Source organism: Mesorhizobium sp. M7A.F.Ca.MR.362.00.0.0, assembly GCF_004023175.1.
GTDB lineage: Bacteria > Pseudomonadota > Alphaproteobacteria > Rhizobiales > Rhizobiaceae > Mesorhizobium.
The window spans coordinates 1-10,421 of the sequence record NZ_RZTF01000229.1; the positions used below are offsets into that span (position 1 = coordinate 1).

Consider the following 10,421-nt stretch of genomic DNA (forward strand, 5'->3'; position numbering starts at 1 on the left):
CCCCTACTCCCCTACTCCCCTCTAGCCAATCTTGTTGGGGATCCTGGCCTCTATCCTGCTGAAGGCGAAGACCAGAATACCGGTGATCGTCATGTAGATCAGCGCCAGCAGCAGCAGGGGCTCATAGGTGAGGTAGGTGTCCTGCCGCACCTTGGACGAAACGGCGAAGATGTCGATGACACTGATCGTTGCCACCAGCGGCGTCGATTTCAACTGCAGCACGGTCTCGCCGGTCAGCGTCGGCAGCGCCCGGTAGATGGCCTGCGGCAGCCAGATCCGCCGGAATGCCTTCCAGCGGCTCATGCCGAAGGCACGCGCCGCCTCCAGTTGTCCCTTGGGCACACCGGCAAAGGCGCCACGCATCACCTCGCCCTCATAGCCGGCGAAAGACAGGGTCAACGCCAGCACGCCATAGGGCCAGGCTTGCCTGAGATATGGCCACATCCAGGATTCGCGGATCCACGGATATTGCGGGAACAGCGAACCCAGGCCGTAATAGAGCAGCCAGAGCTGGATCAGCAGCGGCGTGCCCCGGATCACCGTGCAGAACACCTTGGCAGGCGCGGCGAACCAGAATGAGCCGGCGGCTTGCGCCAGCCCGAGCGGCACGGCGAGCAGAAAGCCCAGCACGCAGGTGACGGCCAGGATCCACAGCGACCGCCAGATGCCGATCAAGCCCATTTCATAATATTGCGGCAGCCAGTCCCAGCGCATGAAAAAGGCAGCCGACAGAACAAGGCCCAGTGCGATCAGGATCAGCACGATGCGGTGCGGCTGCAGCCACAGCGATGTTCGCGCGACGACGTTGATGATGGCAGCCTCGTTGGCCATCAGCGCGCCTCCTTGAGCGAAGGCATGCCGCGCCGCGACCAGGTCTCGACCCGGCCGATGACGAGGTTGGAGAACAGCGACAAAAGCAGATAGAGCACGCCCGCCGCGAAAAAGAAGGTGAAATAGGCTTTGGTGACACCCGCCGCCTGCCGCGTCGCCAGCGCCAGTTCGTAGAAGCCGACGACCGCCAATAGCGCGGTATCCTTGGTGGCGATCAGCCAGAGATTGGCGAGGCCCGGTATGGCGAAGGGCAGCATTGACGGCAAGGTGATGCGCCGCAACAGCAGGCCCGGAGACATTCCATAGGCGCGGGCGGCCTCGATCTGGCCCTGCGGAATGGCCAGGATCGCGCCGCGTATCACCTCTGTCGAATAGGCGCCCTGGACGAAGCCGAGCACGGCGATGCCGGCGGCAAGGCCGCTCACGTCGACGCGCTGATAGCCCATGGCCGTCAGCGCCTGATTGATCAGGTCGGTTCCGGCGTAATAGAGCAGCAGGATCAGCACCAGTTCGGGCACGGCGCGCACGATGGTGGTGTAGACCGCCAGGAGATCGCGCACCACCGGCCCGCCATAAAGCTTGCCGTAGGCGCCGCCGGTGCCGATCAGAAGGCCGAGGCACGTGGCGCCCAGCGCGATCTCGATCGAGTGCAGCAGCCCGACCAGAAGCGTCCCGCCCCAGCCTGGCGGGTAGGGCGAGAGAAGCTCGGTGATGCCGGCCGCGGAGGCCGAAAGAAGTGCGTCGATCAGCGTCGCCCCCGAAGTGCTGGCCAACCGCCGACGGCTGTGTCGGCGGCAAACATGCCTGGGAAAGATCGGGCAGGTGGGGCATGGCGCTGGCGCCATGCCCCACGGCTCATGCGAGGATCGTCAGTTCGACTGCGCGCCGCCGCCGCCGTAAATGTCGAAATCGAAGTATTTCTTCGAGATCTCGTCATATTTGCCGTTGGCGCGGATCGCCTTGATGCCGGCGTTGATCTTGCCCTTCAGCTCGGTGTCTTCCTTGCGCACGCCGGCGCCGACGCCCGGTCCGAGCACTTCGTCATCGGGAGCGACCATGCCCTTCAGGTCGCAGCAGGCCTTGCCCTGGTCGGATTTCAGGAACTCGCCAAGCGCGATGGAATCGGCCTGCACCGCATCGAGGCGGCCGGCGGCAAGATCGTTGTTGGCTTCGTCCTGGGTCTGGTATTCCTTGATCTCGGAGGCTGTGCTGCCAAAATGTTTCTTGGCGTAGACAGCGTGCACCGTCGAAACCTGCACGCCGACGATCTTACCCTTGAGGTCGTCCGGGGCGGAACCGAATTTCTGGTCCTTGGGGCCGATGATCGCGGTCGGCGTGTTATAGTACTTGTCCGAGAAATCGATCGTCTTCGCGCGCTCGGCGGTGATCGACATCGAGGAGACGATGAGGTCGATCTTCTTGGTCGTCAGTGCCGGGATGATGCCGTCCCAGGCGACCGGGGTAATGACGCAATCGAGCTTCTCCTCGGCGCAGACGGCATCGATGAAGTCGATCTCCCAGCCAACCCACTTGCCCGAAGCATCGGGCGAGGTGAAGGGCGGATAAGGCTCGGCTGCGACGCCGATCTTGACCGGATCGGCCTTGGCCACGCCCATGGCTGCGACGCCGAGCAGCAGCGCTGCGGCGAATGTCTTCAGAACGGTCTTCATTTCATGACTCCCAGTTTGTTGTTGGTTCCCGGTTTTCTTCCGTCCCGGCCTGTCCTAGCCGATGTTGCGGATGAACTGCTTCAGCCTTTCGGATCTGGGCGCGCCGAAGATCTGCTCGGGCGGGCCTTCTTCCTCGACCAATCCATTGTAGAGATAGACGACATGCGTCGCGACCTCGCGGGCGAACTTCATCTCGTGGGTGACCAGCACCATGGTGCGGCCTTCGCGCGCCAGGTCGCCGATCACCTTCAGCACTTCACCGACCAGCTCGGGATCGAGTGCGGAGGTGGGCTCGTCGAACAGCATGACGCGCGGATTGATGGCCAGCGCACGGGCGATCGCCGCGCGCTGCTGCTGGCCGCCCGACAGATAGGCCGGATAGACGTCGCGCTTTTCGGCCAGACCGACACGGGCGAGCAGTTTCTCGGCCTCGCCGATCGCCACATCGCGCTTGACGCCGAGCACATGTACGGGAACCTCGATGACGTTTTCGATCAGCGTCATGTGGCTCCAAAGGTTGAAGTTCTGGAACACCATGCCGAGCTTGGAGCGGATGCGCTCGATCTGCTTGCGGTCGGCCGGAATGGTGTGGCCGTGGCTGTCGGCCTTGAGCTTGATCTCCTCGCCATTGACGCGAATGATGCCGCTGGTCGGGTTTTCCAGGCAGTTGATGCAGCGCAGCAGGGTGGATTTGCCGGAGCCCGAGCCGCCGATGATTGCGATGACCTCGCCGTCGCGCGCCGACAGCGAGACGCCCTTCAGCACATGCAGCTCACCGAACTTCTTGTGCAGGTTTTCGACGTGGATGGCTTCGGCGGCGCCGTCATGCGCCTTGCCGGATTGGACTGTGGCAGCTTCCACCACGCTCACTGGGTGACCTCTATAGGGTCGGTGGCGGTTCGTCGAACGTCTATCCGGCTAATCAACATATACGCTGTACTGCCCCGCTCCAGACTTCAGCATGGACCCAACGGCGCGAGCCCGTCAATCCTGCTTATTACGGCACTTGCGAGCTTGTTGTGCAAGTGTATAAATAGCCTTCCATGAAATTTTCTCGATTTTTTTCAGCGAAAAAGGACTTCGATGAGCGCTTTCGGATCACAGTCCATGGCGGCGCCGCTGCGCCGCGTGCTGATGCGGTCGGCGGCCAACGCCATGCGCAATGCCGACAGGGCTGCTTGGCACTATGGCCCGGGTTTCAATCCGGCGAAAGCGGCATCGCAGCACGCGCTCCTTGCTGAACTGGTGGCGGCTTCCGGTGCCGAAATCGAATGGATCGAGGACACGGCGGATGGACTTTCGGATTCGGTGTTCACGCACGACCCGTCGCTGATGACCGATCGCGGCGCGCTGATCCTGTCCATGGGCAAGCCGTTGCGCGCCAGGGAGCCCTCGCTGCATGAGGAAACCTACCGAAGGCTGGGTATTCCAATCCTGGGCCGCGTCGAGGTTCCTGGCCAGGTCGAAGGCGGTGATTGTGTATGGCTCGATGCCCGCACGCTGGTGATCGGGCGCGGTGTCCGCTCCAACCAGGAAGGCATCCAGCAGGTTTCCAACCTGCTGACGCCGCTGGGCGTTTCCGTCTACGGCTTTGATCTGCCGCTGTGGCAAGGCGAAGAGGCGTGCCTGCATCTGATGTCGGTGATCAGCCCGCTGGCCGACGACCTCGCACTGGTCTATTCACCGCTTTTGCCGGCCCCGTTCTATCAGATGCTGAAGGCGCGCAACGTCCGGCTGGTCGAAGGCGACGCCGAAGAGTTCGCGGCTTCCAACGGCCTTAGCCTGAACGTGCTGCCGACCAGCCCACACAATGTCATTGCCGTTGCAGGCTTTCCAAAGACCAAAGCCGCGATGGAAGCCGCCGGCTGCACGGTCGAAATCTTCGAGGCGGATGCGCTCTGCATCGCCTGCGAGGGCGGGCCGACATGCCTGACGCGACCGATCCTGCGCCAATGAATATGCCATCCCGCCGCAGGTTCCGTCGCGAGGGCGAGGAGCGGCGGCGGCAGGATCTGATCGAGGCCACTCTGGACAGCGTGGCGGAACATGGCCTGCAGGGCGCCACCTTGCGCACCATCGCATTGCGTGCCGGCGTCACCGCTGGGCTGATCCGGCATTATTTTCCCGGCAAGGAAGAATTGCTGCAGGAAGCCTATGCAGCGCTGATGGGCCGCATGACCGAGCAGGCGAAAGCGGCTTTGGTCATGGAGAATGCCTCGCCTCGCCAGCGCCTTGCGGCTTTCGTCACCGCCAACCTCAATGCGCCGATCATCGATGCGCGGGTGTTTTCGCTCTGGGCAACCTTCATCGGCCGCGCCAGAGCGGATCCGACCTTGGCCCACGCCCACCGCGAAGGCTACCTTGGTTTTCGCAATGAGGTGGAGGCGGTTGTGGCTGAGGTGCTCGCCGCCGAACGGCGCAATCCGGACGCAAGCCAATTGCGCCACCATGCCATCGCGATTAATGCGATCATCGACGGACTCTGGATCGAAGGCTGCCTGGCCGGCGAGATGTTCTCGGCCGGCGAATTGGCGGCGATCGGCATCAAGACTGTCGAGGCCGAACTAGGCCTCGCGCCGGACGGGGAGGAAAACCAATGACGACACTCGGCGAAGCCCTCATCTCGCTGCTCGAAGCGCATGGCGTCGACACGGTGTTCGGGATTCCGGGCGTCCACACGGTCGAGCTCTACCGCGGGCTGGCGCGCTCGAATATCCGCCACGTCACGCCGCGTCACGAACAGGGCGCCGGCTTCATGGCCGATGGCTATGCGCGCGCCAGCGGCAAGCCGGGCGTCGCCTTTGTCATCACCGGACCGGGGCTCACCAACACCATCACCGCCATGGGGCAGGCACGCGCCGATTCGGCACCGATGCTGGTCATATCAGGCGTCAACGCCACGCCGACGCTGGGCAAGGGGCTGGGCCATCTGCATGAATTGCCGGACCAGCGCGGCATGATGGAGAAGGTGGCGCTGTTTTCGCAGCGCGTTACCGAGGCCGGCGAATTGCCCGGTGCCCTGGCGCAGGCCTTTGCCCTGTTTTCATCGGCGCGGCCCGGCCCGGTGCATATCGAGATCCCGACCGACGTCATGGTCAAGTCGGCGGATGGCATCGCTGCCATGCTGAGCAATGTGACCCCACCCGCGCCGGAAGGTGCCGCAATTGCCAGCGCGGCCAAACTCATCGGTGCCGCGCACCGCCCGCTGATCCTGGTCGGCGGCGGCGCCAAACGCGCCGAAGCGCCACTGCGGCGTCTGGCCGAGCGGCTGGGAGCGCCGGTCGTCCAGACCACCAATGCGCGCGGCCTGCTGCATGGTCATCCGCTTTGCGTGCCGGCCAGTCCCAGCCTGAAGGCGGTACGGGCGCTGATGGCCGACGCCGACCTGGTCATTGCCGCCGGCACCGAATTCGGCCCGACCGACTATGACGGCTACAGCGATGGCGGTTTTGTCCTGCCCGCCAATCTGATCCGTATCGATATCGGCGCCGACCAGCTTGCCCGCCGCCCGGCGACGGTTTCGATCCAGGCCGATTGCGCTGAGGCGCTCGAAGCGCTGCTTCTGGAAACGGGCCATGTCCGGGCAAGCGAGGGCGGTTCGTCGCGCGCCGCTGCTATACGAAAAACAGCCTTTGCCGAGCTCAATCCGACACTGCAGGCACAGGTGCGCGCCGTCGAGATGATCCGCGACACCTTGCCGGGCGCGCTCATCGTCGGCGATTCGACGCAGCCGATCTATGCCGCCAACCTCTATTACGACCACGACCGCCCAGGCGGCTGGTTCAATGCCGCCACCGGCTTCGGCGCGCTCGGCTATGGCCCCCCGGCGGCGATTGGCGCGGCCCTTGCGATACCCGATGCGCCGGTTGTCTGCCTGACCGGCGACGGCGGCTTCCAGTTCACGTTGCCGGAATTGGGCGCCGCACTCGATGCGCGGGCGCCGGTCATCTTCGTCGTCTGGAATAACAGAGGCTACCGCGAGATTGAAACCTCGATGCTCGATGTCGGTGTCGAGCCGGTCGGCGTGTCGCCGGCGCCGCCGGATTTCTGCAAGCTGGCCGAGGCCTATGGCATCGGCGCCGAACGGCTTGCCGACATCGACGCTCTCGCGGACGCGTTGAAGCGCGCCCGGGCCACCGGACTGCCGCGCGTCATCGAAATCACGGTTGACTGAAGGACGGTGCTACGTATTTCCCGTCTCGCCGGCCCTGAACCACGGCCGGCCGGTGGGCGGACGCATGCAAAGACGCGACAACTGCCATGTCGAGATGTCAATTGAGTGACGGGGCAAAAGGCGCGACGCTTCGCGTCGGCGGCACAGAAACGACCTAACGATAAAAAAATGACAGGAGCGTCCAAGATGACGGAAACACTTGAAGGCAAGCATATCGTCGTGACCGGTGGGACCGGTGCGCTCGGCGGTGCGGTTGTCGGCAAACTGCTGAGTGACGGCGCGATCTGCCATGTGCCCAATGCCCATGCCGCCGCACCAGCGCATTTTCCCTTCGCCGCGCATGACCGTGTCCAGTTGGTGCACAATGTCGATCTCTCGGACCCCGCCAAGGTCGAGGCGTTCTACAGTCAGGTTCCAGGCCTGTGGGGCTCAATCCACCTGGCCGGCGGCTTCACCGCCGCACCGGTGGAAAAGATCGAGTCGGCGTCCTTTGCCGAGATGATGGACACCAATGCACGCACCGCCTTCCTGTGCTGCCGCGCCGCGATCCGCTCGATGCTGGCGTCGGACATCGCGGGCCGTATCGTCAACGTCACCGCGCGCGCTGGGCTCGATCCGCGGCGCGGCGCCGGCATGGTCGCCTACGCCGCCAGCAAGGCCGCGGTTGCCGCGATGACGGTGGCGATGGCGGAGGAGCTGAAGCACAGGGGCATCCTGGTCAATGCGGTGGCGCCGTCGACGCTTGATACGCCGGCAAACCGTGCCGACATGCCGGATGCCGATGTCACCAGATGGGTCAGCCTCGAAGCCGCCGCCGAGGCCATCGCCTACCTTGCCTCGCCGGCCAATCAGGCGATGAGCGGCACGCTGGTGCCGCTTTACGGCAGGGCGTAACCTTCCAACCCTTCACGTCGGTCAAGTCAAAGAAAAACCCCGCCGGATCGCTCCGGCGGGGTTTTTGTTGAGGCCGCGCGCGAGGCGCGGCAGACAGCCGAAGCTTAGCTGCCCTGCTTCTTCAGCGCGGCACCCAGGATGTCGCCCAGCGAAGCGCCGGAGTCGGTCGAGCCGTACTGAGCGACCGCTTCCTTCTCTTCGGCGATTTCCAGCGCCTTGATCGAGACCTGCAGCTTGCGGGTCTTCTTGTCGAAGGCGATGACGCGGGCATCGACCTTCTGGCCAACGGTGAAGCGCTCGGGGCGCTGCTCGTCGCGGTCACGGCTCAGATCGGAGCGCTTGATGAAGGTCTCGATGCCGCTGTCGACCAGCCGCACTTCCAGACCGCCATCCTTGACGCCGATGACTTCGCAGGTGACGACCGCGTTCTTGCGCAGTTCGCCTGAAGTCGCCGCTTCGCCGACCGTATCCTTGGCCAGCTGCTTGATGCCGAGCGAGATACGCTCCTTGTCGATGTCGACGTCGAGCACCTGCGCCTTGACCATGTCGCCGCGATTGTACTCTTCGATGACCTGCTCGCCCGGACGGGTCCAGTCGAGGTCGGAAAGGTGCACCATGCCGTCCACGTCGCCTTCGAGGCCGATGAACAGGCCGAACTCGGTCTTGTTCTTGACTTCGCCCTCGACCTGGCTGCCGACCGGATGGCTCGAGGCGAAAGCCTGCCACGGATTCTCGAGCGTCTGCTTGAGGCCGAGCGAGATGCGGCGCTTGGCCGGATCGACCTCGAGCACCACCACGTCGACTTCCTGGGTCGTCGACAGGATCTTGCCGGGATGCACGTTCTTCTTCGTCCACGACATTTCCGAAACGTGAATGAGACCCTCGATGCCCGGCTCCAGCTCGACGAACGCGCCGTAGTCGGTGATGTTGGTGACAGTGCCCTTGATCTTCTTGCCGATCGGGAACTTGGTGCCGATCTCGGACCACGGATCGCTCTCGAGCTGCTTCATGCCGAGCGAGATGCGGTGGGTTTCCTGGTTGATGCGGATGATCTGCACCTTGACCGTCTGACCGATGTTGAGGATTTCGGTCGGATGGTTGACGCGGCGCCATGCCATGTCGGTGACATGCAGCAGGCCGTCGATGCCGCCGAGGTCGACGAACGCACCATAGTCGGTGATGTTCTTGACGACGCCTTCGACAACCTGGCCTTCTTCGAGGTTCTGCACGATTTCCGAACGCTGTTCGGCGCGGCTCTCTTCGAGCACGGTACGGCGCGACACCACGATGTTGCCGCGGCGACGATCCATCTTGAGGATCTCGAAGGGCTGCGGGTTGTGCATCAGCGGGGAGACGTCGCGGATCGGGCGGATATCGACCTGGCTGCGCGGCAAAAAGGCCACGGCGCCGTCGAGGTCGACAGTGAAGCCGCCCTTGACCTGGTTGAAGATGACGCCTTCGACGCGCTCACCCTTGGTGAACTTCTCTTCGAGACGAACCCAGCTCTCTTCGCGGCGGGCCTTCTCGCGGGAAAGCATCGCTTCGCCAAGCGCGTTTTCGATGCGCTCGACATAGACTTCGACGGTGTCACCGACCTTGAGGGTGGTGTCCTTGCCCTTGACGCCGAATTCCTTCAGCGGCACGCGGCCTTCGACCTTGAGGCCGACGTCGATGATGGCCATGTCCTTTTCGATCGCGGTGATCGTACCCTTGACGACCTGACCTTCGCCGGAATGGCCTGTGGTAAATGATTCTTCGAGCAGGCTCGCGAAATCATCGCGAGTGGGATTTGCAGCTGACATTGTTTCTCCTGGAGTGCCCCGCATCTAGAAGCGGGACGGGCGCCGTAGGTTAGCGTTGCGTTGGCCTGCCGGCGTTCCGGGCTACAAAAACCCTGGGCCGCTTTTTAAGCGGCAATTCCGGCGCATGAAGAATGCTGGCAGGCTGGTTCGTGCCCGATATGGGTATTTTCTTCGCCTCCGACAACGGAAATACGAGGGAAAACCCGGATCAGGCCTTGTCTCTCTTGGCCAGCACGTCGTCTATGATCGCCATGGCTGCAAGAAACGCGGCTTCTATAGCCATTTCGCTGGTATCAAGCAAGTGCGCGTCGACCGCCGGCTTCAACGGTGAGTCCGCTCGACCCATGTCGCGCTCGTCGCGACGCACGATATCGGCGAGGATCTCGGTGAAATCAGCGGTCCCGCCGATGCTCTCGATCTCGGCCAGCCGGCGCTGTGCCCGCACCTCGGCGCTGGCCGTCACATAGAGTTTGATGTCGGCGTCGGGGCACACCACGGTGCCGATGTCGCGGCCGTCGAGCACGGCCCCGGGCGGCGTCTTGGCGAAGTCGCGCTGCTTTTCGACGAGGATGCGCCGCACCGTCGGATACACCGCGACCTTGGAGGCAGCCTCGCCGACGGCATGCGCCGACAAGACCGCCCGGTCGAGCTTTGCCAAGTCGACCTGGCGGGCCGCGGTTTCGGCGGCTGAGACATTGTCGAGCGGCAGCGCGTGCTGGATCAGCGCATAGGCGACGGCGCGATAGGTGAGGCCGGTGTCGAGCAGGTTCAGCCGGTAATGGTCGGCCAACCGCCGGGCGAGGGTGCCCTTGCCGGCGCCGGCGGGGCCGTCGATGGCGATGGTGAAGACATGTGTCATTTGCAGACCGCCGAAAGGGTTGGGCGCCACGATCCTTCACGCCCCCCTCTGTCCTGCCGGACATCTCCCCCACAAGGGGGGAGATCGGCCGTTATCGCGGCCTCCGCTAATTGTCTACGTTGCACAATTGGGCGAGGCGCAAAGCGTGCCAATCTCCCCCCTTGTGGGGGAGATGTCCGGCAGGACAGAGG

At 63.8% G+C, this 10,421-nt stretch carries 10 protein-coding genes; 4 read left to right on the top strand and 6 right to left on the bottom strand.

Annotated elements, in window-relative coordinates; all coding sequences use genetic code 11:
* Positions 1–21: 21 nt before the first annotated feature.
* The 4 genes from EOC06_RS24005 to EOC06_RS24020 form a co-directional block, all read right to left on the bottom strand.
* A complete protein-coding gene (locus EOC06_RS24005; protein ID WP_027039831.1) occupies positions 22–831 on the bottom strand; it encodes an ABC transporter permease in 810 nt (269 codons plus the stop codon).
* Complete coding sequence (locus EOC06_RS24010; RefSeq protein WP_206516821.1) at positions 831–1,544, bottom strand: ABC transporter permease; 714 nt, start codon at positions 1,542–1,544, stop codon at positions 831–833. The genes EOC06_RS24005 and EOC06_RS24010 overlap by 1 nt, the downstream gene beginning before the upstream one ends.
* A 156-nt stretch (positions 1,545–1,700) precedes the next feature.
* Complete coding sequence (locus tag EOC06_RS24015; protein ID WP_023811511.1) at positions 1,701–2,501, bottom strand: transporter substrate-binding domain-containing protein; 801 nt, start codon at positions 2,499–2,501, stop codon at positions 1,701–1,703.
* Positions 2,502–2,555: 54 nt separating this feature from the next.
* Positions 2,556–3,371 carry an ABC transporter ATP-binding protein gene (locus EOC06_RS24020; protein WP_127320830.1) on the bottom strand — a complete coding sequence of 272 codons (816 nt, stop codon included), beginning with the start codon at positions 3,369–3,371 and terminating at the stop codon, positions 2,556–2,558.
* A 213-nt stretch (positions 3,372–3,584) separates the two neighbouring features.
* On the opposite strand from EOC06_RS24020, the gene EOC06_RS24025 reads away from it, so the two are divergent.
* The 4 genes from EOC06_RS24025 to EOC06_RS24040 all read left to right on the top strand — a co-directional run bounded on the left by EOC06_RS24025 (position 3,585) and on the right by EOC06_RS24040 (position 7,569).
* On the top strand, positions 3,585–4,457 hold the full coding sequence (locus EOC06_RS24025; protein ID WP_128308954.1) for a dimethylarginine dimethylaminohydrolase family protein: 873 nt from the start codon (positions 3,585–3,587) through the stop codon (positions 4,455–4,457).
* Positions 4,454–5,101, top strand: coding sequence for a TetR family transcriptional regulator C-terminal domain-containing protein (locus EOC06_RS24030; RefSeq protein ID WP_236383290.1), 648 nt, complete (start codon positions 4,454–4,456; stop codon positions 5,099–5,101). The genes EOC06_RS24025 and EOC06_RS24030 overlap by 4 nt, the downstream gene beginning before the upstream one ends.
* Complete coding sequence (locus EOC06_RS24035) at positions 5,098–6,675, top strand: 5-guanidino-2-oxopentanoate decarboxylase (protein ID WP_128308955.1); 1,578 nt, start codon at positions 5,098–5,100, stop codon at positions 6,673–6,675. Before EOC06_RS24030 ends, EOC06_RS24035 begins: the two co-directional genes overlap by 4 nt.
* A gap of 186 nt (positions 6,676–6,861) precedes the next feature.
* Positions 6,862–7,569, top strand: coding sequence for an SDR family NAD(P)-dependent oxidoreductase (locus tag EOC06_RS24040; protein ID WP_127395332.1), 708 nt, complete (start codon positions 6,862–6,864; stop codon positions 7,567–7,569).
* Between the two features lie 104 nt (positions 7,570–7,673).
* Here EOC06_RS24040 and rpsA read toward each other — a convergent pair whose 3' ends face one another.
* On the bottom strand, positions 7,674–9,371 hold the full coding sequence (gene rpsA / locus EOC06_RS24045) for a 30S ribosomal protein S1 (protein ID WP_013528183.1): 1,698 nt from the start codon (positions 9,369–9,371) through the stop codon (positions 7,674–7,676).
* Between the two features lie 208 nt (positions 9,372–9,579).
* The gene (gene cmk / locus EOC06_RS24050; protein ID WP_128308956.1) at positions 9,580–10,230 is read right to left on the bottom strand and encodes a (d)CMP kinase; all 651 of its coding nucleotides are present in this window, start codon (positions 10,228–10,230) and stop codon (positions 9,580–9,582) included.
* Between the last annotated feature and the right edge of the window lie 191 nt (positions 10,231–10,421).